Source organism: Corynebacterium tardum (assembly GCF_046717785.1).
Lineage (GTDB): Bacteria > Actinomycetota > Actinomycetes > Mycobacteriales > Mycobacteriaceae > Corynebacterium.
The window spans coordinates 640,575-665,714 of sequence record NZ_CP177104.1; the positions used below are offsets into that span (position 1 = coordinate 640,575).

A 25,140-nucleotide genomic window follows, 5' to 3' on the forward strand; every position below is an offset into this window, starting at 1 on the left:
CCGCTGGTTTAACCGTGCCATAGGGCCGAGATGGGCATTGCCCAGAGGCTCTCACCCATCGGTAGGACGTCTTTGCCTGTATACAAGACGATTCCTGCACGGAAGGAAGAGCCTGCAACTTGTTTAAGATAGCGCAGTCCGGCAAAGTCCTTCGACTGAATTGACATAGCAGCTTTGACCTCGACGCCGACAATGTCACGGGATCGTGATTCCAGTACGAGGTCAACTTCTTTTCCAGTGGAAGTACGAAAGTGGAAGAGGCGATAGTCAATGGATGACCACGCCTTTTGCTTGAGGAGCTCGTTGGCGACAAAGGCTTCGCAGATGCCTCCGGTAATCGCGCTGGAGATATTCATCTCCATTGCTTGTGGATCAAGCCCTGCCAGGCTTGTGGCAAGTGCTGTATCCGAAAGAAAAACCTTGGGTTTAGAAATAGCGCGCTTCTCAAGGTTGGTTCCCCATGATGGCAACTGGTTGAGCAAGAAGACATCGCTCAATGCAGACACATAAGTGGGAACCGAGCGTTGGGGAATATCGAGCGCGCGGCCAACGTGCGCCGCTACAAGCTCAGCGGTTCCTTGTGCGGCGAATTTATTGAGAAGATTCTGTAAGCGGTCGGGGAATTGAATTCCATATAGCTCGGCAGCATCTTTTGACAAGATGCGCTCAACGTAGGCGTCGAACCAACGGTGCTGTCGCCGCCGACTTGTGTCTCTTAGCCCTGGGAAACTGGGGGTGCAGAAGAGCTGAAAATAGTCATTTCGAGAAGGTGTAGATGTGGGATTCACGCCTGCTTCCTTCAATGACCACACTCGACCTGCAAAGTCGTCGTGGATACCCAAACGTTCGCCCACACTAAGGCCGTGGAGGCGGATTGTTTCCGCGCGACCAGCGAGAGATTCTTCAGCTCCTGTGGGGCTGAGGAGATTGGAGGACCCAGTGAGAATAAAACGACCTGGCCGTCGATCTTCTTCGAGGGCGCCTTTGATCGCACGAAAGAGTTCAGGTGCGCGCTGTATTTCATCAATGGCTAGTGTCCCCTTGGGGAGCTGTCTGACGAACCCGTCTGGGTCTGCTTTAGCTGACGCGAGAGAAGCGCTCTCATCAAGGTTAAAGAACCTATGCTCTCTGTTTCCGAGTAATTGATGAACGAGAGTGCTCTTTCCCACTTGGCGTGCGCCAGAAATGGTCAGCACGGGGGTATCGGATAGGATTTCCTCGGCCAATCCTCGTGCGTTTCTGTGTAGGAAAGTATCGGTCATGGCGGTAAATCTACCTGCAAATTTGCGGTTTTGCAAGGGTTTCGTTGCCGTTCTGCAATGATCTCGCTGCCGTTCTGCAAGCCCTCCATTGCCGTTCTGCAATGCTCTCGTTGCCATTTGATCAGGCTGGAAACGTCAAAAAGAGGGCACCCGCAGACGCTGAGAAGCGTTCTGTGAGTGCCCTCTGCGTGGGCTGGGGGAGGAGAGTTAGTTCCAGACGGGGGCGTCGGAAAGCTGCAGCTCGGAATAGCGCGCCTCCGGCACGGTGGCGGAGTAGGGCTGGCCCTGAGCCTCCCAGGTGAGGTCCTGGGTGCAGCGCACGTCCTGGCCGTCGGTGTCCAGCATGGTAAAGCCCCACACCAGCTTGCCCTGGGAGTTCGCCGGCAGCTCGTAGGGGCCGACCTCCTGGTTGAGCTTCCAGTGCTGCTCGTTGACGTAGGTGAAACCGTAGGTCTGGGTCAGCACCTTGGCCAGCTCGCCCTCGCCCTTGAGCGACCCGGAGACCTCGATGGTCTGGGTGCGGGACTGAGTGACGGTGTGGCTGACCGGGACCGGCTCGGCGTTGCGGTTGGCCACGCTCGTGGCGTCGGTCTGCTTGAACCAGCGGCGGGTGGCGGTGACGTAGGTGCCGTTCTCACCCGGCGTGGAGCAGTGCGTGCCCGGCTTGTGGTCCTCGTTCCAGCGCTGCGGCAGCTCGAAGTCCCCGCCGAAATCCGCGGCGTGGGCAACGGGGGCGGCCGCCAGCAAACTCAGTGCGGCGAAGGTGCTCGCGATGGACTTCTTCAGCACGCCTTAGCCCCAATCGTTGTTGTCGCGCGTGGAGACCTCGATGTGGCGCTCCTTCGGCAGGGTAGCGGTGAAGGTGCCGCCGTTGGCCTGCCAGGTGTTATCGGAACCGCAGATGGTCTTCTGGCCCTCGAAGTCGGAGACGACCCAGCCGGCGCGCAGCACGGCGGTCTTGCCCGGTGCGATGTTGTACGGGCCGACCTGCTCGCCCACCTCGTAGGACTGGGAATCGGTGTAGCTGGAGGAGAAGGTGAAGTTGATGAGGTCCATCAGCTTGAAGTCCACACCGGCGGACACGTTCCAGGTCTTGGTCTTGGTCTCCGTGATGGAGCGGGTGACCGGCAGCGGCTCGTCGTTGTAGTTGGAGACGGTCCAGGAACCGGCGGAGCCGTCGAAGTAGGTGCGCTTGATCTGCACGGTCTGGCCGGTATCACCCGGGTTGGCGCAGTGCTCGCCGATGGTCGTCGGATTGGCCGGGCCCAGGTCGCGCGCCGGCAGGGCGTTGGCGGCCGGAGCGAAGAGGATGCCGGAGGCAACGGCCAGCGCGGCGGCGGTGGAGGCAATCTTGGTCTTGAACATAGTGATAACTCCTTGAGAAGTGTGGGTGATGATTAGTAGATGGTCTGGGTGGCTACGGGCAGGTCACGGTAGTCATCCGGGGTGACGTCCTCGGTGCGCGTGGAGCCGTCCTTGCCCGTGATGGTGGCCTCCGCCCAGAAGCCGCTGGGAGCGGTGGTCTGCTTGTAGTTGGAGGTCAGGCTGTACTTGCCGTCCTGGCCGCAGTGAATCTCGCGGTAGTTGATGCGGGTCATGGTGGTGCCGTACTCCACGCGCACGCGCTCACCCGGGGCGAGGTCGACGTGCTTGAGCTCGGTGCCCACCGGCATGTAGGCGCGCTTGACCGCACCGACGGACTCCAGCCAGCCCTTCGGAATATCGCCGCGGTTGCCCTGCCAGTTGGTGTACGGCGCGTGCTCCGCACCCACGACGAAGTCCGTGACCGGCGCGTACTCGTAATCACCCTTGGACCAGTTGAGGAAGTCGGTGGAGTAGCCCGGCTTGCGGAAGGTAGGGGTTACCGCGGTGATGTCCAGCGGGTACCAGGAGCTATCGCGGCCCTCGCAGGTCTCGCCCTCCTTAGGCCAGGAGGGATCGCGCTGCAGGTCCTCAGAGGGCTGCATGACCTCGTCCTTCTTCGGGTCCGCAATCTTTTCCAGGCTGGGGCCGGAAACGGAGGTGTAGTTGCCCTCTACCGGCTTGGAGTTCGCGCCCGGGGAGCGGGACGGGATTTCCATGGCCAGGTCAGAGATGGAACCGTCTGCCTTGATGATGTAGGCAAAGGCGTAGCGCTCCGCTGGGCCCTTGCCGCGGATGACGTTGGCGCCCGGCATGTTCTCTACGCGGTCGTCGTTGCAGCCGACGAACATGGAGATGAAGTCCTTTTCCACTACGCCGTACTCCACGCGGAAGGACTCGCCCGGCTTGAGGGTAACGGGGCCGAAGGTTTCCTTATCGTGCCAGCCGTTGCTCATCTTCAGGCCGATATCGGACTTAGCGGTGGTGTCCCAGCCAGAAGGCATGGCGGCCTTGGAGTTGGCCTCAATCTTGTGATTGGTGCCCGTCTCCACGGAGGCGGTGTATGGCACCTCCTGGTTGGTGGTGTTTTTAAACTGCAGGGTGCCGTCGCTCAAGTAGCGGCGACCCGTCTCCGCAAAGTGCCACTCCGGGGTATCCGACTTTTCACCGGTGAGGCTGCAGCTCTTGTAGAGGTTCGTGATGGGGTAGGCCTGCGGCATGGGCGGAACGTTGGCCGCCTGCGCCACCGGCGCGAGGAACGCTGCCGCAGCCACCGTGGCGGCCAGCGGCGCGAGCGCGCGTACTCCCTTGATGTGCACCTGTATACCGTCCTTAAAGAAAGTTTAATAATGGTTGGTAACTTCTTGAATCCTGGGATAATCCTAGGTCCCGGGGTGGCGCAGTATCAACGTTGCTGAAGAAATAATTTTCACGTTCGCAAGAAAGTTAGCGATGTTAATGGGCGCCCGTCCAGCCTTTTGATCTTTCGTGCACCAACTATTGATTGACCCCGTGTGGAGGTGGTTGTATCTGGCGTGCTGATGGGCAAAGAGCTGGCAATAGCCTGAAAAGGCGGGCGCGTCCGCCGTGGAGGCGCCCGAACTAGTTTCCCCGATCTCCTCCCCCGTGGTGAAACCCCGCCGCGACTGTCGACGTGTCACGGTGTATCAAGCTTGGACGCGCCTTCCCCAGAGTCCCCGCCCTCCCGCGGCGCTCAAGGGGAGGGGACTGTCGAACCTGCGTTCTTAGAACAGGTCCCAGATGGTGATGCCCAGGATGATAGAGCCCAGGACGAAGACGAAGTAGTTCCACGGATCTCCGCGGAACTTCTTGTACTCCTTGACGCGGTGGAACATGTACACCGGCAGGAGGAAAATGAGGACGGCATCGAATACGCCGCCCACCACGTAGATGAGGTTGAGGATCGGCGGGTTGAATACCGAGACCAGCGTGCCAGTGATGAAGATGAACGTGTAGACCACGGTGAGCAGCGTGCGGCGGTTGAGGCGGTTCGCCGTGCGCGGCGCCAGCAGGCGCACCATGTAGGCGGTGCCTTCCTCCGCGCCCAGCATGGTGCCGAAGTAGGACGTGACGATGGCGAAGATGACGATGAGGGGAGCCAGCCACGCCAGAACTTGCACGCCGGTGACGTTGGCAAAGTAGGACAGGACCGGGATGTTCTGCTCGGAGGCCTCCTGCATTCCATCGGCACCCAAGGCCAGCACACAGGACCACACGAAGAGCATAGTGAAGATAACCAGCAGTGCGGCGGTGTAGAACTCGATGCGGGATACGCGCTTTTCGGTGTTCTTCCCGTAGGTGGGCTGCATGTCCACGGACATCTGCGACAGGGCCGCCATGTGGGAGAAAGAAAACGCCAGTACCGGCAAGATGAGCACCGCGCCGAGCAGCACGTACGGCCAACTGCCGTCCTCATACTTCACGTCCACGAAGGCCTGGAGGTCCCACTGCGGGATGAGGTACAACGAGGTCGCCGCCAGGGAAATGATGAGGGGGTAGACCAACATCTGGGCCAGCCACAGCATGGGCTTGCGGCCGACGGCGAAGATGCCGGTCAGGATTCCCACGCACAGCACGGAGAGAACCCAACGGTTCACGGAGGGGCCGTGAAGTTGGTTCACAATGAAGCTGTCGATGGCGTTGGTCAACGAGATGGCGTAGATGAACACCGTGGGAACATTCGCCAGCGAATACATCAGGGCCACGAACAAGCCGGTGTTGCGCCCGAGGTACTTGCGCACCAACTCCAGGATGTCCAGCCCGTAGTCTTGGCGGGGCGCTCCCGCGACGATCCGCGCGTAGGTACGGTGGGAAAAATACACCAGGGGGAAAATTATCACCGTGGCAAAGGCCAGCGGCCAGAAGCCGAAGGAGCCCGCTTGCAACGGTAAGAACAGGATGCCGGCGCCCATGGCGGTGCCGAAAAGGGCGAGCACCCAGCTCAGTGCGGTGCCCTCGGACTTGGCAGGGGCGCCCGGGTTGGGGGCGCCGTCGGCCGTTGCGGAATACGGCACGGCGTCTTCATTGGAAGTAGTCATTAATATTATTCTCTAGTAGTCAATGGCGTCACGGATAATCGGGCAGGTCATGCAGTGTCCACCACCGCGTCCACGCCCCAGTTCCGCAGAGCCAATCTCCACTACCTCCACGCCCGCAGCCCTCAGCTTCTGGTTGGTGTGCTTGTTGCGGTCATAGGCCACCACCACGCCCGGCTCAATGGCCACCACGTTGTTGGCATCATCCCACTGCTCGCGGGCGGCGGTGTAGGAGTCACCACCGGTCTCCACGACGTGGAAGCTGCCGATGCCGATCGCCTTGGCGACGACGTCGAGGAAAGACTCGGTGGGCAGTTCGACGTCGAAAGGCGCCGTGCTTGTGGCCGGATGCAGGACAATCGGCCGAATCGTATCCACCACCTTGGGGTAGGCGGTGACCTTGTCCGCGTCCAGGAAGGTAAAGACGGTATCCAGGTGCATCGACGCGCGGTCCTCCGCCATGGCAGCGATGATGATCTTGCTGGCCGCGCCCTCCTCGAACAGGCGCATGGCCAGCTGGCTCACGCCCTGCCACGTGGTGCGCTCGCCCATGCCTACCAGGACGATGCCCTTGCCTATCGGCATGATGTCACCGCCCTCGAGCGCCGCCAGGCCCGGGTCCTCATCCGTGTTGCCATACCAGAACTTAAAGTCCGCCTCCGCAAACCGCGGGTGGTAGTTATAGATGGCCCGGGTGAGCAGGGTTTCCTGGTGTCGGGCAGGCAGACACATGGGGTTGAGTGACACCCCACCGTAGATCCACGCGGAGTTGTCCCGGGAGAACTGCGTATTGGGCAGCGGGCGCAGTGCGAACTCCGACGGTCCGCTGACCTCCCGCATCGCGTCGATGATGCCGTGGCCCAGCCCCTTTGGGATTTCGGCGAAGGGAACCCCGCCGATGAGGAGCTCCGCCAGGCGCGCGGTGGGCATCTCCTCAAACCAGTGGCGCAGCTCGCCGCCCACGCCCACGCCGACGTTCTTATCCAGCAGCTTGAAGTCCAGGACGAAGTCGCGCCCAGCCGGGGTGTTGAGCGTCTCCTCCAGCAGTGTGTGCATCTCCAGCACCTCGACGCCATAGCTGCGCAGCTTGGCGACGAACTCCGCGTGGTGCCGCTTGGCCTCGTCGACCCACATGACGTCGTCGAAAAGCAGTGCTTCACAGTTGCTAGGAGTCAGCCGCTCGTGAGCCAGTCCCGGTGCGCACACCATGACTTGGCGGAGCGTGCCCGCCTCGGACCAGACGCCCAATGGAGGAGTTGTCATCTGAGTGAACCTCTCTGTGCTCGGTGGATACCGCCCAGCAACGCGGTGAACCGCGCCACCGAACGGTGGTTAGTGTGAGTTGGGTGACAACACTATGACGAGGCGGGGATATTTTCAAACACCTAGCCTCGTGCGAAAGTCCCTGTGTACGCGGGTTTTGCGGCGAGATGCATAGTATTACGGAAAGCTATTCATTCCGCGGGGTGACCCGGCTGACTGTTGGGGTGTGTGCGCCTTCGCTGAGGGGAATGCCATCTATGTGGGGCGATGCTCTGGCGAAGGATGCGGGCTACAGATTGTGACACACGTGAATAAGATGAGAGCTGGCGAAAATTCTGCGCGGAAATTAGAAATGCCTAATGTGGGGGTGTGTGCAGGGGTGGGGTTCGGTTGGGCGGATTGTGTGCTGTCGGGTCGTGCTGGACGCTACATATTTAAACTATTTTAACGCCTTAAACATCTATATAAATTGATGTATAAACTCGCTTTCAATGTTTCCTTTTGCGCCTAGAATGAATCGGGCGTACTTACTGCGGGCGTGTGTTAGTTCATTGCGCCGGGTGCGTATATGGGATACCCAAAAGGAATGGAAGCATATGGCAACACGAAGCGATATGTCGCGCCGGTATAGCGACATGACGTCAAGCGTCAATCAACTGAGAGACACTGCGCAGAAACAACTTCGTGCAACACGTGTCGGAAACGCGATTGCTGCGTCCGCCGCTGCATTGAACCACCGTGACCAGCAGACTACGCACCGTCTGTTGGAAGAGTCTATTGAAGCGCAGAGAGAGCAGACTCGCCAAATTGTGGGTGAACTACGCACGATTGATAAGTCAATCAATGCTTTTGCCCAGAAAACGGAAGAGCAGCTTGAGGATCTCAAGCACATCAACTTCGCTCAATGGCGCGATGGCGTGGGTAGAGATTACTACTACAACTACAGGCCACAAGCGAAGAAGTATCTTGAAAATTTCGAGAACCTATCCAATGCATGGCTGCGCGTAGTTTCGGCGAGAATGGTTGATGTGGTCCAGGAGTTCCCGCAGTGGAAGGAGCAGCACTGGCGCTCCGATGCCCTCCACACCGGTGTGTTCATCGATCCCCCTAAGCTGGAGGCTCCGCCGGTAGACAAGGAATTGCCACCGCAAAAGGTTCCAGACGGAGTTGCAGGGTTCGCCATGATCATCGGCCCGTCCGTGGTGATCATGATCTTGGCTGCAATTCTTGTTCCGATCATCGGCGGAATTGGTGGAGCCCTCACGCAGGGGTCGGTCAGTAGCGACGTACAGAGCAAGTTCGATTCGTTGGCTGAAGAATACCCTGAATTTGTGGAAAATCAGGAGGATCTCATTCCTGAATTCTATGATGCGTCTGAAGCCCAGATGCTGCTCAATGAAGGCTGCACGGCGGAGACCATGCAGGAAGACCTCGATCGCGCTTCTTCGAAGGGCGCTGAACTTGATCCGGCAGCCTTCCCCCAGGACCCTGCGGGCGTGGAACGGTACTGCTCGACGCGAACGGACGTGTTGGAAGCTGCCCGCGACATGGAAAGCCAAGCCAGCCAGGGCGTGAATAAGTTTGCAAGCATTTCAGTGGCGGTCCTTGGACTGGCGTTTGTTATCGCTTGTATTCTTCCGTTCCTCATCGCCTACCTCCGGCGCACTATGCGGCAGAAGCGGCGTGAAGTTGAGCAGCAGAATCAAGCTGCTATTGAGGCTTGGCGGCAGCGCGCCGAACAAAGCAAGGTCGAATTCCAGCAGCGAAACGAACAGGCACGCGAAGAAGCTTTTGAAAAATTCCAACAAGTTTTGGGCGTTCGACTCAATAAGAACCTCGGCACCCTCTGGGCAGATACGTCGACGCGCAATATGGCCCAGACGTTGTCCTCCATCATAGAAAACGAATTGCGCCGGCCGCCGGTGGTGGAGGAGCTTCCGGAGGTTGGAGAGCTTAGGATCAATCCTCAAATTCCGACCGTACTGGGTAAGGCGCTCGTTAGCACTAAGTAGGCTACCGCAGCTCTAAGCATCCTTGTCTGGGACGACCTGGGGCAACCTAGGGGAAACAATTCCAGACAAGGATGTTGTCATTTTGCGATGCACGAGCTCTGGGCTCCTCCACGTGGAACCGCTAACATCGTGGCGGGCGCTTCAGCCTTGACCTTGTCAATCGTTGACGCGGGAATTCGCGAGCCCGGCTTCCTGTTGAGTACCATGCTTACCGTCGCTGTATAGACACCAGCCGCCTTCGCGACGTCGCCCAAAGTTACTCGTTTAACCACGTCAAAAGTATAGGAGACGCAGCGGGACTGAGAACATCGAGCACAGTAAGAGAACAGACGATTGAGGGGAGTGCACGCTTCATGGAGTTCGGCGGTTGAGAAATTGAGTCGTGGGATTGAATGTTCACCCAGAGTTTGCTCGAAATACGAAAGTTCTCAAGCTGCGCCCGATAAGAATTTTTCCATGCGCACAACTCACATTGCTCTAGCCCTGTTCTCTCTTGTCTCGCTGCCGGCTGCTCATGCAACTGCGGTGGAAGCCGAGCCTGCTCACTCTGGCACCGTTAACGGGGACGTCGTGTACTTCCAAGACATGAAGGAGTTTGAACCTCGTACATGGGATGACGGTTCCCGCCAGGGCGGAATTGCCTACCTTGCCACCGCGCTTGAACGCCTGCGGCAGCAGGAAGGCGATCCGATCGTTGCTTTTGGCGGAGAGCTCGCTGCCGGAAGCCTCTTCGGGTCCGTATTCCGTGGTGAGCCTTTCGTAGATGCCTTCAATGACCTTGGCGTAGACGTGGGAAACTTTGGAAACCATGACTTTGATTACGGGGTGGACCACACCCGCGACCTAATTGACAAGGCCGAATTTCCGTGGATTTCGAGTAATCTAACCACGCAGGGCGGTAACCCAATCAGCGAAGACGGGACAACGTTTCAGGCTAAGTCTGGTGACCTCAACGTTGGGTTCGTATCCCTCACGGCTGATCTTGACCGCACTGTTGCTGCCAAGGACGTCGTGGTTGGGGACTTCGTTGAGGCGGCACGGGGAGGCGTCGACAGGCTGCGTGCACAAGACGTGGATGCAATCATCCTGCTGAGTCAGATCTCCAAGGATGACACGATTCGAGTGATGGATGCTGTTCCCGAACTCGCTGCGGCGCTGCGCGAAGAAAATGAAGCGCAATCGCCGGAAGAGGTGACGTTTACCGCGGATGGCCGGCCCATCGTCGCACCGCGCGCTGATTACGGCACGTTAGTCCACCTGGATATCTCCGTTGACCGTTCAACTCAGAAGAGCTCGGTGAAGGTAGAAAATCACGCGGTAAACCCTTCCTTGCCTGCTAACGCACAGTGGGCGGCGCGCTCCGAAGAGCTTTATGGCGAGCTGGACCGTCAGCTCAGCGAGGAGCTAGGCACGGCGTCGAAGCCGCTGACCAAGGCCGAGCTTGGTCCCTTGGTGGCCGACGCCTACCGGGAGCACTTCGACACCCAACTGGGCTGGCAGAACGGTGGCGGTCAGCGTGCGGACCTCGAAGCAGGAACTCTGACTCGGAGGGATGCACAGTCGGTGCTGCCGTTCGGGAACTCGCCCGTGGCGATTCGTGCAACGGGCTCTCAGATCAAGGATGCCCTGGAAAAGGGCATTGAATCCAACCCAGCGGGCGGAAACGGATTCCCCCGGACCGCCGGATTCACCTTTGACTACGACGAGTCAGCACCCTTTGGTAAGCGCGTGACCTCAGTTGAGCTCGAGGACGGCACCCCGCTGGATATGGACTCAACGTATTCGCTGGCCATTAGCAACTATGTGGTCAACGGAGGCGACAAGGTCGATTCTTTCGGCGATGCTGACGTCATCTCGACGGGCACGGCAATCGACGTCGATGTCTTTGCCGAGTACATCAAGCGGCATCGCACCGTTCCTCCCGTAGAAACGAGCGATAGCCCCGACCACCCAGCACAAGAGGGGAGCGCCGACGTGTCCTCCGGCGGGTCCTCGCGTAGTGCAATCATCGCTGTCGGAGCAGTCGTTGCCCTGCTCGGTGCCCTTGCAGCATTCATCCCCAAGTCTGTTTGGGAAGACGTCGCTCGGTATCTCTGGTCATTGGTTCCACCTGCGTGGAGGTAAGGAGGCGCTTGAGTCTTTGGTTACGGCTCCTTAACCAATCTGCGCACGCGTAGTGCAGTCAATCTGCGCGTAGGGTTGTCCCTTTTTGTCAATGCTGGTCATTGCGTAGTTTCCACCGTAGGCGCGGCAACCGGTATATGTGTCTACCGGGTTGCTGGGTGCAGGTGCGGCCGGGGCCTGGTACGCGGGCGCGGCCTGTTGAGCTTCTTGCTGCGCGCGACGGGCAGCCTCGGCTGCTTCTTGCGCGGCCTGGCGTTGTGCAGCTTCTTCGGCTTCGCGCGCGGCTTGTTCTTCGGCGCGCTTCTTTTCGCGTGCCTCCTCAGCGGCCGAGATCTTGCGATTAAGATTGTCTTTTTGCTCAGTGGCGTCTGCATCTAGCTCTTGCAGGAATCTTGCGTATTTATCTCCGAAGGCAGCCTTGTGGAAATCAGACTGTTCGTTCAGTGACTTCTCCAACTTGGAGATTACGTCCTTTGCAGCTAATACGCGCTCCGCATAGTGGCGCGCCTTGTCTAGTTCCTCGTCGTTCCACATGTCATCAAAGCGGAACTGCTGTGCTTCGTCGACTGCTGCTCGTGCATCCTCATAGGACTGGTACGAGTTGGTAGTGCCGAAAACGCATTCCGGGCCTACCGAGTTAATGCCCTTGCCAGCGGCTCGGGCTCTGTCGGCAGCTGCGGATACGTCGGGGAAGAAGCGGGTGTTGCTGCCCACCTTCATCGGGACGGCAAGGCCCTCCTCAGCTACCGATGCATTTACGAGTGAGCCTTTTTGAACACACCGGCTAAGGTGCGACCGTACTGATCCTCGCGGTCTGTGTCGTACTCGAGCGTCACTACTGTTCCTGTGGGGAGCAAATCCGCAAGGTACTGCTTTGCTTCTTCTGCCAAACACTCCTTGCCCATTTCTGGTGTATCGATGTTGAGCAGGCGAACGCGCGTAGACGTGCCGTCCTGAGTGACGTCGATTGTATCGCCATCGACGATGCTCTGGACTGTAATCACGTCATCGGACGCATCCGGTCCAAGGACCGAATACGCGCCGTAACCTACGCCACCTATTGCCAGCAATCCAGCAACAGCTTTGAAGAATCCCATTTCAGAAACCTCATGAGAGAAAGAGAGTAACAAGAACATCAGGAGTATACCCTCATGGATTTGGGGTCACGGGCGGCCGGTCAACGGTGCACTTGCGTCATCCATGTGCGTGGTGAGGCTTCACGCCGCACTTGCCGACGCCCCTCCCTCTGCCACTGCGGAAGCACCCGCGTCGACAGGTGTTGCATTCCCGGCAAGCGGAGGAATAACTCGGGATATGGAAACTCTGCGCGAATAGTAAAGAAGCAAACGTGCGGGGGCAGGGGTGGCGTGCAGTCCGGGGCGAAGACAACCGCCTATGAACTAGCAGACAACCTAGACAGCGGCACCAAGTCATCGCCATCTTCTAAGGCCCAGAACTCTTCGCCCCTAAGGTTCGTCACGCCGAGGGAGTGCGCGGCTTCATCCAGTGAGTCAAAAACATTGATGCCATCGATGACAAGGTGGCCGTCCTCATTAATGACGGCATCAACAATCCAATCTGGATCAACCGGATCGAGAAGGTCGCCGGATTTCAAAAGTTCGGCCTCAAAGAACTCTTGCAGGGTCCGGGATGCGGCACGCTCCTCCACGTCAGTCGTTGAAATAACGGGTGCAGAATCAGCTGTGATGTGTGCGAAAGCATCACGGATAACCACGGCAATGAGCTTGCGGCGGTTGGAAAGGAACTCGTCGTAGTCCATGTCTTCCCAACCCTCAGGAATGGCATGCCAGTACATTTGCTGCTTGAGCCATTCTTCGCCTTGCGAGCGCTTATCGACGAGCTCCTGCCAGTAATCCTTCGGAGCTCGATCCGAAATATGGATGTTGGTAGCCCAATCTGTGGGAGCAAAGTTAGCGACCTGATTGATGCGCTTGAAGTCCGTAATTCCCAAGACCTTTTCCTGGTATTTGCGCGGGAAAAGATGGTGCCCCTCGGTACCTTTAGCTGCGGGCTGGTTGGGATCCATCCAGTCACGAACGCGCTCGTTGAGCATGAACATCTTTGCATCCAGAATGTTCAACGCTGCAAGGTAGCACTGGTAGTGCGGTGACAGCGAAGCACCGGATGTAACCAAATTCTGCGGCAGATTGAAACGCCAGTAGTCCTCGGTGAGCTGAGTAGCGATTGTGCGGTTGAGCAGCTCTTCGAAACCATACGCATCCCCTTTGTCCAGCGCAGCAATCTGGTCGAGGTCTTTTTGAATTTGGGACTCGGACGAGCCCGTATAGCGGCCGGTGAGCTGCGACATGAAGAGCCAGCGGGCTACCAATGCACGAAGTCGAGCGAGTTCAACACCAAAGTCATTGCGACCAAGCAAGAAGATCACGTAAGAGTAGATGATATTCATGTGCGAGGTAACGTTCCGGTTGGTTCGGAATCCGGCTGCCTGAATCGAGCGAATGAATTCCGTCCAGTTCGTAGGATTCACAACGACCGGAAGGGCTTCCTTGAGTAGTCCGAGCTCGCGTTCTTGGCGCTCGGGGTTTACTCGGCCGGTGTGACGTTCCTTTGCCTGAAGGGCCGCGTAGGCGTCTTGCAAGCGGCCGCGCCTTTGTCCGACAGCAACCATCGCGCGAACAAGGTGGCCATTCTCCACGTCGATATAGGGATTGTGAGCAGTCCAACGGACTTCCTTTCCCAGTGCGGAGCTTGCATGCGCAGGAGACATCCGCGAGTTGCGTGAGAATTCTTCGATTTGCTCACGGCCTTCGGGCCAGAAAACACTCAGCCACGTCAGAATGTAGTCGTAGGCTTTCAGTCGAACGCCTTCTGAGTTGATGCGAACGAAGACGTCAGCAACGAGGCGCTTGTCAGCCTCGCTTTGAAGATGGACGACGTTGAATTGATATTTCTCAAGACCAGAAAGCTTGCTGAATACCGCGTGAATTGCCTCTTCCTCATCATCGCTGAGGGAGCCCCCTGATTCTTCATACCGGTTGAAGAAGGCCTTCATTGCTTTGAATGGGTTGGCGAAGTAGGTAGATATATCTTCGATCCATTCAGGAGACTTGGCAATAGGTGGCGTACGAACCTCAAACTTCTCACTGAAGGGATTAAATGCGATGCGGATCTGCTTCTCGTTGTAGTTGACGTCTCGGACAGGAAATCCTTTAATCGCCGCATAGAGGCTGGTCAAACGTTGTTGACCATCAATAATCTGGTGCTGGCCGATGAAATTAGCGTCACCCGAGATGGACCGTGACTCACCATCAGCAGCAACGTCCCAAAACATGAGCTCGCCTACGGGGTAACCGCGGTACATCGAATCAAAGAGGTCACGGACTTTCGACGTGGGCCAGACAAATGGCCTCTGGAGGTCCGGGAGTTGAATCTTTCCGGAGTGAACGTCATTGACTAGTTGCTGCACTTCCCACGAGACAGTGCGAAAGATGGAGGCCATGGAGAGAGACCTTTCTAAAGGGACGGGAAAGAGTTGGTACGTCTATAGAATATCGCGCGCCTCTGACACCTCATCATGGGAGCGCGCTGGTGTGTCCCAGTAGTGAAATTGCTTCCGAGAGAAAGCTCTCGACTTTTGGCAACTCTGGCATCTTGGTCGAGCCCGTCTCTGATGCCAAAGGATTGAGACATTTACACCCTTGAGCTTTCCGGGCCTTGGCCAAGAGGTGAATGATGTCGCTACGTAGGCGTTCGACAAGGCCGGTAGTCGAATTTTTGCTCAGAGTCATCCAACTGCGTATGAGTGAAGTGCTTCGTCCTTGACAGTATTGAAGGGCTCAGTTTGCCTATACTTTGCGCCAGTGATGAGGGAAGTCCTTTCGTGAGTGCCGGGGTCATCAGCAGGGGCAAACCCACAATCCTGTATTACCTCATTGCGGCCTACCAGCAGTGATGGTGTTGCTTCGAATGTAGCCGTAAGACGGATTGGCGTGCCGAGTGTGCATGACGGGACAATGGCACACTGCCCCTTTGAAGACTTGTGAAGTTTATGAATTTTGTGAATTCTTTGAAGTTTCTAGGCGGACGGCGGCAGTCAGGCCGGTTGTCCGTCGGAAGACGACTCTGATGACCAGCGGGCCTAATCCTTGCTAGGGAGACACCTGAATTCCAGCCCTCTTGAAGCGATCTGGCTAAGTTCTGCTGAATGACTACTACCTTGGCCAACCTGGTCTCTCGTGCGTTACGCGAATTCGCCTTAGCATGTGTACAACGCGCCTCGCCGAATACGATTGGGGGTTAAAAGTGTGTCCGCCCGGATGTAATCCTCAGCCGGGCGGGCGACGTCGCCGACAATGTGTTTGACGGTTGACTACTAAGATTCCCGTTCAGCGAGAATTAGAGAGGCCAGTTTGTGCGGTTCAATTTCAGATGGCCAGCACGGCAGCGAACCAGTCGGACTCCATGCGATAACCCATGATTCGCGCTCTCTCTCGGAACTACCGCCATGACCTCCTTCATCAACGTGACCGTGGTCAGTGGTCACGACGACGAGCCAATCTTCGTCGTAGTTGGTTGCGCGCTGCTCTACTGCAGAAACAACTCGCTCAATATGCTGATCAACTGACTGGATCGCCTTGCGATATTCGCTCCCCATCAGACCATATACGTGACCGGCATCGTCCACGCTGCAGCAATACATGAACCCCACATCAAAGCTACCGCTGCGGACTGCTGCCAGGGTGAAGTCAGCAATCTCCGCATCGATGCGTTCATAACCATAAGTCTCGCCATCGCGGGCAATTACACGGTGGAGACCGGCGTATTGCTGCTCGATTCGAGGATGGATGATGGGGCCAAGGCCGCTGGGATCAACAAGTACTGGCCAACCTGCTGCGGCGAATGTTCGTGTTGACTGGTCCCTGTAGAAGGCTTGCGACAGGAAATCAGGGCAGTTCCATGTTCGCCCACCCACGCAGCTGTTATCCCTAAGTCCGTGTTCTGCGTGTGTGGAACCCGTAAGGATACTGGCCCAGCCTGGTGCAGAAATCGTCGGAACTTCCATGTGCATGGAGAACCAATGCCCTTCCCCTGCGAGCTTTTGAAGGGTCGAACCGACTTCCTGCTCGGCAGCAATGTCCCATCGAACCCCATCCACACCGATCAGCAAAATTCGTCTCTTTGCGCCGGCATTTTCGCTGTTCTGAACATTTTCGGGATTACGCATTCGCATTTCTCTTCCTGTTGGCCCTTGCAGATTCAGCTAACTCGGAGTCAGTCGGGAGGTCCACAACGGCATCGTGGCGCATGGTCTCTAAGCGCACCTGACTTCCAGAGGGGAGCTCATTGGCTTCACGGTCGGGCATGTCTACACGAATTACTCCGTTCCCGGGCCCCGCAAGCATTACCGAAGTGAAAATTCCGCGAAGCTGCTTGTTAAGCACACGATAGGAGCCAGTGGAATCCGGAGTCACGCGGAGATCTTCAGGGCGGATGAGACAGACCAATGGATCGCCGTCAGATGCCTCCACTTCAGAATTCACGACGTCGACCCGGGTATTGAGTACGTCTACAGCGCCAGCGTTGTACTCACCGCAGATACGGTTTACAACCCCAACGAACTGGGAAATGAAGGGGGAACGCGGGTGGTGGTACAGCTGTGAAGGGGTCCCGATTTGCTCGATTACTCCATTGTTCATGACACCAATCCTGTCGGCCATGACAAGAGCCTCCTCTTGATCATGCGTGACCAGGAGAGTGGAAATTCCTTCAGAGAGCTGAATCCTTCGGATTTCATCTCTCAATTGAGTTCGAACCTTTGCATCGAGTGCAGATAGAGGCTCGTCGAGAAGCAGCAGCTGGGGCTCGATAGCCAGTGCACGCGCAAGTGCAACACGCTGTTGCTGGCCGCCTGACATTTGCCCGGGGAACTTCATCGCATGCTCTGAAAGCCCTACGAGTTCTAGGAGCTCACCTGCGCGATTACGGCGATTGCTCTTGCTGTGACCTCTAATCTTCAAGCCGTATGCAACATTGTCAATTGCATTGAGATGGGGAAACAGTGAATATGCTTGGAAAACGATCCCCATGTTGCGGCGACGGGTAGGAAGGTAGGAGATTTCGTCGCCATCGATACAAACAGAACCTTCATTGGCCTGCTCAAGACCTGCAAGGATTTTAAGGGTTGTCGACTTGCCGCAGCCCGAAGGTCCAAGGAGAGCTACAAGTTCAGCCTTGCCGATCTCAAGATTGAGGTTGTCAAGGACGGTCTTTGAGCCGTAACGCTTGGTAATGTTTCTTAATTCTACGTGTGACGGTGTCACCTTACTTTTCCTTTCGGGCGGAGTCGATCTTTGCGATAGCGGAGATAGACGCCATAAGCGCCCAAGTGATGAGAATCGTAATGAAAGAAAGAGCAGCAATGCCTCGGGGGTTATTGCGTGAGACTTCCACAATGAAGACTGGGAAGGTGTAGTGCAAGAGCAGTGACGCAATCGCGAACTCACCAAGAGTCATCGCAATAGAAAGCAGGGAAGCCGAGAGCATTGAGACCCGGAGATTTGGAAGCACGACATTGAACAAGGTTTGGGATGACGTTGCACCGAGTGAAGAAGACGCCGCGAACATGGTTTTGAGGTCCAAAGCCTTGACTCCGGCGTCGATTGCGCGATAGCACAAGGGAAGCGCCACAATTACGTACAGGGGCACTAACGACCATTTTGATACTAAGAAGGATGGGGCCACTGCGCGATAGAATTCCGACACACCTGATACCAACGCAACCGCAGGAATCACTAGTGGAAGAACAGACAGGAGCTCAGCTATTCTTGCCAACCCTGGGGAATGGAGGTTGAGGAATACGATTGTCGGAACCAAAAGGATGAGCATTAATAGGGTGGTCGCAACAGCAAGCAACAAGGTGTCGAGCACTGCTGAGACTGCACGTGGATTGTCGAATGCCGAGAGAAGCGGTTCGAGCGTAAATCCGTCGCCAGGTCGTGTGAATCCAAAGACGGCGGCAGCAATCCAAGGGCCGAAGAAAAAGACAAGTGCCACAACAAGAATGGTCGTAACCACCCAGTTAGAATTCCGTGTTCCATCCTTGCGGTGAACGCTTTCAGGTGTCTGGTTCGACCTATTGTCGAGTTCTGTGGCTAATTGCTGAGCCATTTGTCACTCCTTCGGGTGAGAACAAGTCGCAGACCCATCGCAATAAGGATGATGATCATCATCCAAGTCACCAGTGCAGCGGCTAGGCCAGGGTTCAACAGCACGTTTCCACTAATGAGGAATCCGATCACGATTGGAATGAGGTTGAGTGAGCCTCCTGCCAAAGCGTAAGCCGTTGCGTATGCCGCAAAAGCATTAGCAAAGAGAAGGAGCAATGAACCAACAATTGGGGGCCAAAGAACTGGTAGCGCAACATCTCGAAGAAATTGCATTCTTGTAGCTCCGAGTGATGAGGCGGCGTCAAACCATTCCTTTTTGAGCGAACTCATTGATGGAAGCATCAGTACGGTCATCAGGGGGACTTGGAAATAGAGATATACAAGTGCGACACCAGCAAAGTCGGTGATTGAAAATACCTCACCGAAGTTTGGAAATACTTTCCGAATTACTCCGGTCAGCAGGCCGTTGGTTCCAAGAAGTGCGATAAATGCATACGCCAGTTGTACTCCGCCTGATTGTGCCGCCAAGGCGGAGAAACTATTAACCAAGTTAGATAGCCATTTTGGCCCGGAATTCCTGGAGGTTAACGCCCAAGCGATACCTAGCCCAAAAATGCCTCCAACTATCGTCGTGAGTAGTGACAAATTGAAGGTTAAGAGGAAGGCGTCACGATAAGTCGAACTAACCGCCTCAGCCATAGTTTCAGTTGAAGGCTGACCAGTAGGATCCTTGAATGCCGTAACTACATTGGCAATGATCGGGATGATCAAAAAGGCTGAGACGAAAGCGAAATATGGGAGGGCGCCGACGAGCGCTTTGACATTAATCGCGCTACTTTGGGCACTCTTTCGTTTCTGTTTCCGTGAACTGGGTTCTCTGGAAGGGATTGTTGTCACCGACATCAGAACTTTACCTTTTGGGCCCACTGAGTTGCGATGACAGAATTCGCCTTGTCACCTTGGTCTGAGTTTGGCAGCTTGACCTTCTCCACGATCTTCGGATCCGGAAGGGTTTCAAGGGCCTTGGAAGATAGTTTTCCTGCCTCGGCAAGTTCCGTAAAGCGTGCTGGAACGGCACCTCCCAAAGCATATTGCTCAGACCCCTCATCCGAGGTAAGCCAGTCAATCCAAAGGCGGGCAGCGTTAGGATGGGGAGACTCGATAGTGCACGGTTGTGCGTAGTAATTGCCGAATACACCATCTTCGAGAACTGTCATCTCAAAATCAACGCCATCCTTTATCAACTGGTCCTGCACACCCACCCAGTTGTAATTCCAGTCGAAAATGACCGATGCTTCACCAGTGGTCATTCCCGAAGCAGGATCTGCTGTCGGCACAAGGTGGCCCATTTCTGCGAGCTCGGCAAAGAAGTCGATTCCTGGTTGAATATCGTCCAAAGATCCACCATTAGCTAGCGCCGCTGCGAAGACGGTAGCGATGGAAGAGGCGCCCTGGCGTGGATCGCCCGGCAGAGAAATCTTCCCCTTGTACTGCGGGTCTTTCAGATCTTGAAAGGTGGTCGGAACCTCGACGTCCTTCTTGTTGACACCAACAGAGAGGACACCGTAGTAGGCACCTACCCACATGCCGTCCTTGTCTTTGAGGTTTTCAGGGATAGCGTCCCAGTTAGAAGGCTTGTATGCCTCAATGAGCTTCTGGTTGATCGCAGGAGTGGTGAATGAGTAGCCAATGTCGAGGATGTCGGGCTGCGTTTCTTGACCCCGAAGGTTCTTTACCGCTTCAAGTTCTTCCGCAGAAGAGGCGTCTGGGGAGTCGACCTTGATTTTTACGCCGTATTTTTCTTCGAACTTTTGGAAGTGGCCTTTGTAGTTTGCCCACGTTTCAGGATAGGCAATGAGACGAACTTCGCCTTCTTCCTTGGCAAGCTTCACAATCTCGTCGAGGTTGCCACCTGCATTGCGGTTGGCCGTAGTTGAAGAGCTATTTCCTCCGCAGGCTGCAATAGTCGTGCCGGTAACGGCAAGTCCTGCGCCTAGGCCGAGAGCCTGGAGAATTGAACGTCGGGAAAGTGTGCTGGACATTGAGTAATCCTTTCGAGTCCGGAGTGAGCTTGAGGACCAATTTCTGGACACTGAAAAGTCTGGCACTCGATGATTTCCCCTAGGTTCCCTCCAGGTTAACTCTAGTGGAAGACAATTTAATACCTTTAAGCAAGAGTTCCTGTCCTTTATAGGGGCCACTTATGCTGGCTTCCGTAACGGTTGACGGAGTTCTTGATTGGAGAAAATATGCCTTTTGTAGAGCTGGTATTAGAATCTTCGGCAGTAATTTTCGATTTTAACGGAACGCTGAGTAACGATGAGGCGGTCTTGGAGAAGGCCTATGACAATGCGCTTAGAAAGTTGAAACTTGAACCATTAAAAGAGGGTGAATACGAAGCCTTGCTTGGGCTAAGTGACCGAGATATTTCACGGATGCTGACGGAAGCTCGTTCTGCAGAACACCGTGTAGAGGAGTTACTTGAAGCTCTGACTGCGAGCTATCTTGAGCAAAGCCGTGGAAATGAGCTGATTGGAACCAAGACGGTGAGCATGATCCAGGCACTCCAGAGCCGAGACATAAGGGTTGGAATCGTCACCGGTACTTTTAGGAAGCTCATTGAGCCTGTGTTGTTTGAGAGTAACTTATCGGCCCTCATCCCATTTGCTGTGACAATCGAAGATGTAAAACGGGGAAAACCGGACCCGGAAGGTTTCCTTCTTGGGGCCAAGGTGCTGGGAGTAGACCCTAAGTCTGTGTTGGTATTTGAGGATTCCGCGGCAGGGATTGCTAGCGCTCATTCCGCAGGGATGGCAGCTGTTGCCGTGGGGCCGAAATCGAAGGGCATGGAGCTCTGTGACTACTCCTTTGACGCAATGGAGAATGCGGCAGAGGTCGTCCTACGCGGTATCTAGCGGATCTGTGAAAACTTCCACTTGAGCTAAATCGCAACGAAGGACATCGAGAGAGTGCTCGATTGGGGTGTCGTCTTTCGAATATGTCGTTCTCTTAATCCTTAGGATGGGCTGGTCGGAACGTAGTTGAAGCTTCTTCTGCTCCCATGCTGTTGGAAGAGCAGGAGTGATCGTTTCCCTCTTGTGAGAGGGTTTCGCGCAATATCGCTTAGACAGGAGCTCATACAAAGACCCTGTCAAGTCTTGACTCAAGAGGTCCGGAGCGACTGGGACTGGGAAGAAAGAATCTTCTATCAACATCGGTACTCCGCTGACTCTGCGTAGTCTAACAATGCGGAATACCTGAGCGTGCTGCTCTAGACCCAATATTTCGGCGATTTCTGGACGTGCAGATTGCAAGTCAGTGTCCAATACTTGGGACTTAACAATGCGGCCCCTCTCTCGGAGCTGGGGAAGGAATCCTTCTATTCTGTTGAGTTCGACGGTGGGCGGTGTCGACTTAATGTAGGTTCCGCCTCCGCGGCCTCGGCGACGCTCAAGGAGGTCTTCGGCCTCGAGTATGTCCAAGGCTCGGCGTAGCGTAATTCTTGATGCATTGAAGGACTCAGAGAGTGTGCGCTCTGAAGGAAGTACATCACCGGGCTTCAAATCGCCATTTGTAATCCGTGAGCGTAGCTCGTCGGCGATATGAAGGTAGAGGTGCGTCTGGCGTTCGAGGCTGTACACACGGACTATCGTACTGTCTGCCTTAAGTGACAATTGGATTGATAGCTCCGTGAATTCCACGTGGGGAGAAGCGACGGCGACGACAACCGTGTCTACCTCGGCGACGAGTTAATGGTCGGCGGTGGAGACGACAGCACCGACGGTCTTAGCTCCAAGCTCCTGCGGAACGGGTACCCCTGCCGCCGAAAACGACCAAGGGCCCAGCCCTCCACGCACTTGCGGTGGAAGAGGCTGGGCCTTCGGGCTGTCGCGGCGCTTAGCGGCCGAAGTTCTGTACGGCGAAGAGCTTGCCCTCCGGGGTGACGGCCATGCCGATGCCCACGGACTTCGCGCGAGGGTCGAGCAGGTTCTTGCGGTGGCCCGGGGAGTCCATCCAGAGCTGAACCAGGCGGGCGTCGCTGTAGTCGTTCCAGGCCTGGAGGACGTTCTCGCCACCAGCCGGCAGGCCGGCGGGGTAGTGGGTCCAGTAGTTCGGACGATGGCGGGTAACGCCATCGCGGCTCAGGGTGTTGGCCCAGTCTTGCGCCAGGTTGGAGAGGCTGGGGTCGACGCGCAGCGGGGCCAGGCCGTTGGCCACGCGCTGAGCATTGGTCTGGTTGATGAGGCCCTGGACGCTGGCTGCTGCCGGGGCCGGGTGCGCGACGGGGCCGGCGGCGGCCGGGACGTGCTGGGTGATGTTCTGCGGCAGGCCGAAGGCGGAGGCATTGAACGGGCCGAAGGAGCTGGCGGCGTAAGCCGGGGCGGTGACGGAGCCGGCGAAGAGGGCTGCGGCAGCCGCGACCGGGGCGACGAACTTCTTAGTGGTGGAACCAAACTGAAGGCGGAACATTGACGGTGCCTTTCTTTACTTCAAGCCTGAATTGGCGGGTGATTACTGCGCTTCCGCAGCTCTTTTCACTTAAAAGTAAAGCTCTCCATAGCTATCAAAAGCCAGCTGACCAGCAACTTTAAGGTTCGAGGGCGATTTTGCGAAGGTTTGCGGTCGGGTTCTCAGAGAAATTCTGAGTTTCGGCGCTTTTTGCCTGAATTTGCATAGATAAATCCAGTTAGCTTCGAATCTGGGGGTGACACCCGGGGGTGGTGGCTCAGGTAGGGGGTTTGGCGACCTGCGTTTTTAGTTGGTGACGGGGCAGCCTTTAACGATTACTTGTCTATTTCTTTAAAAAAATATGGACATTCACTGGGAAACTGGATTTTGCACTTATGGAAGCCCGATGCGGCGAAGGTCAGCGCGGTGGTGTCGCGGGTGAGTTACTTGATGTCCGTGACCGCGTCTGGGTTTTTGTCAAGCCATTCCTGGACGGCCCTAGGCTCCTCGCCCTCGCCGTACTCGTTGACAATGAGATCTTCGAGGCTGCCATAGTGATCGTCGTCAAGCTTTAGCTCCCTGAGCCACTCAGCGACTTCCGGGTTGTCGGACTCGAAGCCCCCGCGTGCTAGCCAGTGCAGGCCCTCGGTAGTGCCCAGGGTGCCCTCCGGGTCCTGCAGATCCTTAACGGCGAATGTGGAGTTGGCCCAGAAGGGGCGCCACAGGGTGACCACGATGTCCTTCTTGGCAGCGGCGGCGGATTCCAGCTCCGAGAGCATAGCCGGTGTGGAGGACGTAGCCAGGGTGTAGTCGGTGAGATCGTAGGCGTCGATGGTCTTCTGAGAGGCCCTGGTCAGGCCGGCACCTGGCTCAATGCCCACGACTCGGCCGTCGAAGCGGCCGGCCTGGCCCTTAAGATCCGTAATGGAATCGACGTCTTCGACATACTCCGGCATCGCCCAGGTTAGGCGCGCATTGTCATAGAAGGCGCCATAGTCCTCAATGGTCCTGCCGTGCTCGTCCATGTACTGCTTGTGAGTGTGCTCCGGCCACGCGGCCGGGTAGATATCGATCTCGCCGGAGGCGAGTGCGGTGTAGACCGAGGAGGCGTCGCTAAGCGGCGTATGCTCCACCGCGTAGCCGGCTGCCTTGAGCTTATTGTCCAACAGGAAGGCGGCGGACAAGCCCTGCGACCACGTGGGAATGTAGCCCAGCGTGATGGTCGCGGGATCCTTATCCGTGGTGGAGGAGGAAAGTACTGACGCGCACGATGCAAGGGGAACGGCCAGTGCTGCCGCAAGGATGGTGGGCAATACCTGACGGGGAAGCATGGTGTGTCCTTTCGCGGAGTGTGGTGACAACATCGCTACAGCAATGGGCCGCGAAAATACAGTAGCGCGAGTGGGTAGGATCGGTGCAAGGTATGAAGGAGGGGCGATGCGCAGGCACGTTGTGGTTATGGGGGGTATCGAGCTGCGGAAAGTCTACGGTGGGGGAGCTGCTGGCGCAGCGCACCGGCCTTCCTTTTCGTGACGGTGACGATATGCACCCAGCGGCGAACATAGAGAAGATGGCGGCGGGGCGCGCGCTTGACGACGATGACCGCAAGCCCTGGCTCGAGTCCATCGGACGATTTCTTGCTGCTCAGGAGTCCGGCACCATCGTGGGATGCTCCGCACTCAAGCGCTTCTACCGCGATCTCATCCGGGCCGCGGCGCCGGAGACCGTCACCAGCGTGGCGAAGGCGTGCACCTTGAAGAAGATGACCATAACCAAGATGGCGGCGATGGAGGCGACTGCAATTCCGAGCAACGGACCGGCGCCCAGGACCGGTTCCCAGGTATCCATGACGTTCAAGAGGCAAAGCCTTCTCTGCGCTATGTGATCTAGGTTTACCCCCGTTTTCTATGTGGTTACAACCACCGGGTGTGAGGTTGCCACCCATGCAGTAGTGTGTGAAACATGAAGAACCGCATTCTTGCCGCAGCTGCCGCTGCGGTTGTATCTCTAAGCCTCTCCGCCCCCGTCGCCAGTGCCGAGCTCACCCAGACCGAGCGCGATCAGTTCCGCACCGACCCGGTAGGTGCCATCGCGTGGCAGTCCATTAAGGGCTCCTCCAACGCTTTGCGTGCCGACGGCGGATCTTTCACCGCTGCCTCCCTCTATTCCATGACCTCCCCGGGTCAGAATATCGGCATGCCCGCGCTGCAGGGCTGTGCTGAGCGGGTTGGTTCCTCCTCGCCGGCGGGCGGAGTGCGCTTCGTCGCCGCGGCACTGTGTGCCACGTTCGATTCGAACGCGCGTGCCGAGGTGCAGCGCGCGAACCTGCCCACCCTGTAGCTGTGCCTCGCACGATCCTTACCTATATATAAAGGAACCCCGACCGAGAACAATGCGGTCGGGGGTTCCTTGCAGTTGTGCTATGCGCCGAGGGCGCTGCACTAGAAGGGGCGGGGGCTGTGTT

Annotated in this window: 22 protein-coding genes and 1 pseudogene; 5 read left to right on the top strand and 18 right to left on the bottom strand. The window is 56.7% G+C overall.

From position 1 onward, the window contains the following. Positions 1-8 precede the first annotated feature (8 nt). The 6 genes from ACLI1P_RS03155 to ACLI1P_RS03180 all read right to left on the bottom strand — a co-directional run bounded on the left by ACLI1P_RS03155 (position 9) and on the right by ACLI1P_RS03180 (position 6,943). Complete coding sequence (locus tag ACLI1P_RS03155) at positions 9-1,262, bottom strand: ATP-binding protein (RefSeq protein ID WP_408930177.1); 1,254 nt, start codon at positions 1,260-1,262, stop codon at positions 9-11. Between the two features lie 207 nt (positions 1,263-1,469). Next, a complete protein-coding gene (locus tag ACLI1P_RS03160; RefSeq protein ID WP_408930178.1) occupies positions 1,470-2,051 on the bottom strand; it encodes a hypothetical protein in 582 nt (193 codons plus the stop codon). Between the two features lie 3 nt (positions 2,052-2,054). Further along, a complete protein-coding gene (locus tag ACLI1P_RS03165; protein WP_408930179.1) occupies positions 2,055-2,627 on the bottom strand; it encodes a hypothetical protein in 573 nt (190 codons plus the stop codon). A gap of 32 nt (positions 2,628-2,659) precedes the next feature. Beyond that, the gene (locus ACLI1P_RS03170) at positions 2,660-3,943 is read right to left on the bottom strand and encodes a hypothetical protein (RefSeq protein WP_408930180.1); all 1,284 of its coding nucleotides are present in this window, start codon (positions 3,941-3,943) and stop codon (positions 2,660-2,662) included. Positions 3,944-4,369: 426 nt separating this feature from the next. Then, entirely contained in the window at positions 4,370-5,683 is a 1,314-nt protein-coding gene (locus ACLI1P_RS03175; protein WP_411709394.1) for an amino acid permease, read from the bottom strand. Positions 5,684-5,695: 12 nt separating this feature from the next. Then, positions 5,696-6,943, bottom strand: coding sequence for an arginine deiminase (locus tag ACLI1P_RS03180; protein WP_411709395.1), 1,248 nt, complete (start codon positions 6,941-6,943; stop codon positions 5,696-5,698). Between the two features lie 596 nt (positions 6,944-7,539). Between ACLI1P_RS03180 and ACLI1P_RS03185 the strand changes: the two genes are divergently transcribed. Next, the gene (locus tag ACLI1P_RS03185) at positions 7,540-8,955 is read left to right on the top strand and encodes a hypothetical protein (protein WP_408930182.1); all 1,416 of its coding nucleotides are present in this window, start codon (positions 7,540-7,542) and stop codon (positions 8,953-8,955) included. Positions 8,956-9,032: 77 nt separating this feature from the next. Here ACLI1P_RS03185 and ACLI1P_RS03190 read toward each other — a convergent pair whose 3' ends face one another. Beyond that, a complete protein-coding gene (locus ACLI1P_RS03190; RefSeq protein WP_408930183.1) occupies positions 9,033-9,227 on the bottom strand; it encodes a LacI family DNA-binding transcriptional regulator in 195 nt (64 codons plus the stop codon). Between the two features lie 184 nt (positions 9,228-9,411). On the opposite strand from ACLI1P_RS03190, the gene ACLI1P_RS03195 reads away from it, so the two are divergent. Next, positions 9,412-11,079 (top strand): bifunctional metallophosphatase/5'-nucleotidase, encoded by a 1,668-nt coding sequence (locus ACLI1P_RS03195; protein ID WP_408930184.1) that lies wholly within the window; start codon positions 9,412-9,414, stop codon positions 11,077-11,079. A gap of 30 nt (positions 11,080-11,109) precedes the next feature. On the opposite strand, the gene ACLI1P_RS03200 is transcribed toward ACLI1P_RS03195, so the two are convergent. The 8 genes from ACLI1P_RS03200 to ACLI1P_RS03235 all read right to left on the bottom strand — a co-directional run bounded on the left by ACLI1P_RS03200 (position 11,110) and on the right by ACLI1P_RS03235 (position 20,269). Next, on the bottom strand, positions 11,110-11,799 hold the full coding sequence (locus ACLI1P_RS03200; protein ID WP_411709396.1) for a hypothetical protein: 690 nt from the start codon (positions 11,797-11,799) through the stop codon (positions 11,110-11,112). A gap of 35 nt (positions 11,800-11,834) precedes the next feature. Further along, a complete protein-coding gene (locus ACLI1P_RS03205) occupies positions 11,835-12,215 on the bottom strand; it encodes a thermonuclease family protein (RefSeq protein ID WP_408930186.1) in 381 nt (126 codons plus the stop codon). Positions 12,216-12,472: 257 nt separating this feature from the next. Next, positions 12,473-14,560, bottom strand: coding sequence for a DUF262 domain-containing protein (locus ACLI1P_RS03210; protein ID WP_408930187.1), 2,088 nt, complete (start codon positions 14,558-14,560; stop codon positions 12,473-12,475). Positions 14,561-15,433: 873 nt separating this feature from the next. After that, positions 15,434-16,285, bottom strand: coding sequence for an alkaline phosphatase family protein (locus ACLI1P_RS03215; RefSeq protein ID WP_408930188.1), 852 nt, complete (start codon positions 16,283-16,285; stop codon positions 15,434-15,436). Then, a complete protein-coding gene (locus ACLI1P_RS03220; protein ID WP_296131906.1) occupies positions 16,278-17,381 on the bottom strand; it encodes an ABC transporter ATP-binding protein in 1,104 nt (367 codons plus the stop codon). Before ACLI1P_RS03220 ends, ACLI1P_RS03215 begins: the two co-directional genes overlap by 8 nt. A 1-nt stretch (position 17,382) precedes the next feature. Next, positions 17,383-18,228 (bottom strand): ABC transporter permease, encoded by an 846-nt coding sequence (locus ACLI1P_RS03225; RefSeq protein ID WP_408930189.1) that lies wholly within the window; start codon positions 18,226-18,228, stop codon positions 17,383-17,385. Beyond that, complete coding sequence (locus ACLI1P_RS03230; RefSeq protein WP_296131912.1) at positions 18,213-18,998, bottom strand: ABC transporter permease; 786 nt, start codon at positions 18,996-18,998, stop codon at positions 18,213-18,215. Before ACLI1P_RS03230 ends, ACLI1P_RS03225 begins: the two co-directional genes overlap by 16 nt. A gap of 131 nt (positions 18,999-19,129) precedes the next feature. Then, positions 19,130-20,269 (bottom strand): ABC transporter substrate-binding protein, encoded by a 1,140-nt coding sequence (locus ACLI1P_RS03235; RefSeq protein ID WP_408930190.1) that lies wholly within the window; start codon positions 20,267-20,269, stop codon positions 19,130-19,132. A gap of 207 nt (positions 20,270-20,476) precedes the next feature. Between ACLI1P_RS03235 and ACLI1P_RS03240 the strand changes: the two genes are divergently transcribed. Beyond that, positions 20,477-21,142 (top strand): HAD family hydrolase, encoded by a 666-nt coding sequence (locus ACLI1P_RS03240; protein ID WP_296131917.1) that lies wholly within the window; start codon positions 20,477-20,479, stop codon positions 21,140-21,142. Here the strand turns inward: ACLI1P_RS03240 and ACLI1P_RS03245 are convergent. From ACLI1P_RS03245 to ACLI1P_RS03255, 3 genes are all read right to left on the bottom strand, one after another. Further along, positions 21,128-21,928 carry a GntR family transcriptional regulator gene (locus ACLI1P_RS03245; RefSeq protein ID WP_366780291.1) on the bottom strand — a complete coding sequence of 267 codons (801 nt, stop codon included), beginning with the start codon at positions 21,926-21,928 and terminating at the stop codon, positions 21,128-21,130. The genes ACLI1P_RS03240 and ACLI1P_RS03245 overlap by 15 nt on opposite strands. A gap of 196 nt (positions 21,929-22,124) precedes the next feature. Further along, positions 22,125-22,697, bottom strand: coding sequence for a CAP domain-containing protein (locus ACLI1P_RS03250; protein WP_408930191.1), 573 nt, complete (start codon positions 22,695-22,697; stop codon positions 22,125-22,127). A 422-nt stretch (positions 22,698-23,119) separates the two neighbouring features. Next, on the bottom strand, positions 23,120-24,007 hold the full coding sequence (locus ACLI1P_RS03255) for a glycine betaine ABC transporter substrate-binding protein (RefSeq protein WP_411709397.1): 888 nt from the start codon (positions 24,005-24,007) through the stop codon (positions 23,120-23,122). 106 nt (positions 24,008-24,113) lie between these two features. Between ACLI1P_RS03255 and ACLI1P_RS03260 the strand changes: the two are divergent. Both ACLI1P_RS03260 and ACLI1P_RS03265 read left to right on the top strand, forming a co-directional pair. Then, positions 24,114-24,405: pseudogene (locus tag ACLI1P_RS03260) on the top strand (gluconokinase); the annotation flags it as partial. A 233-nt stretch (positions 24,406-24,638) separates the two neighbouring features. Beyond that, entirely contained in the window at positions 24,639-25,016 is a 378-nt protein-coding gene (locus ACLI1P_RS03265; protein ID WP_411709398.1) for a hypothetical protein, read from the top strand. Positions 25,017-25,140 lie beyond the last annotated feature (124 nt).

Excerpts from the sequence above, each read along its gene's own strand:
- ACLI1P_RS03155 (WP_408930177.1), bottom strand. The coding sequence starts at position 1,262 with ATGACCGATACTTTCCTACACAGAAACGCACGAGGATTGGCCGAGGAA.
- ACLI1P_RS03165 (WP_408930179.1), bottom strand. The coding sequence starts at position 2,627 with ATGTTCAAGACCAAGATTGCCTCCACCGCCGCCGCGCTGGCCGTTGCC.
- ACLI1P_RS03175 (WP_411709394.1), bottom strand. The coding sequence starts at position 5,683 with ATGACTACTTCCAATGAAGACGCCGTGCCGTATTCCGCAACGGCCGAC.
- ACLI1P_RS03180 (WP_411709395.1), bottom strand. The coding sequence starts at position 6,943 with ATGACAACTCCTCCATTGGGCGTCTGGTCCGAGGCGGGCACGCTCCGC.
- ACLI1P_RS03185 (WP_408930182.1), top strand. The coding sequence starts at position 7,540 with ATGGCAACACGAAGCGATATGTCGCGCCGGTATAGCGACATGACGTCA.
- ACLI1P_RS03195 (WP_408930184.1), top strand. The coding sequence starts at position 9,412 with ATGCGCACAACTCACATTGCTCTAGCCCTGTTCTCTCTTGTCTCGCTG.
- ACLI1P_RS03200 (WP_411709396.1), bottom strand. The coding sequence starts at position 11,799 with ATGAAGGTGGGCAGCAACACCCGCTTCTTCCCCGACGTATCCGCAGCT.
- ACLI1P_RS03205 (WP_408930186.1), bottom strand. The coding sequence starts at position 12,215 with ATGTTCTTGTTACTCTCTTTCTCTCATGAGGTTTCTGAAATGGGATTC.
- ACLI1P_RS03210 (WP_408930187.1), bottom strand. The coding sequence starts at position 14,560 with ATGGCCTCCATCTTTCGCACTGTCTCGTGGGAAGTGCAGCAACTAGTC.
- ACLI1P_RS03215 (WP_408930188.1), bottom strand. The coding sequence starts at position 16,285 with ATGCGTAATCCCGAAAATGTTCAGAACAGCGAAAATGCCGGCGCAAAG.
- ACLI1P_RS03225 (WP_408930189.1), bottom strand. The coding sequence starts at position 18,228 with ATGGCTCAGCAATTAGCCACAGAACTCGACAATAGGTCGAACCAGACA.
- ACLI1P_RS03235 (WP_408930190.1), bottom strand. The coding sequence starts at position 20,269 with ATGTCCAGCACACTTTCCCGACGTTCAATTCTCCAGGCTCTCGGCCTA.
- ACLI1P_RS03240 (WP_296131917.1), top strand. The coding sequence starts at position 20,477 with ATGCCTTTTGTAGAGCTGGTATTAGAATCTTCGGCAGTAATTTTCGAT.
- ACLI1P_RS03250 (WP_408930191.1), bottom strand. The coding sequence starts at position 22,697 with ATGTTCCGCCTTCAGTTTGGTTCCACCACTAAGAAGTTCGTCGCCCCG.
- ACLI1P_RS03255 (WP_411709397.1), bottom strand. The coding sequence starts at position 24,007 with ATGCTTCCCCGTCAGGTATTGCCCACCATCCTTGCGGCAGCACTGGCC.
- ACLI1P_RS03265 (WP_411709398.1), top strand. The coding sequence starts at position 24,639 with ATGAAGAACCGCATTCTTGCCGCAGCTGCCGCTGCGGTTGTATCTCTA.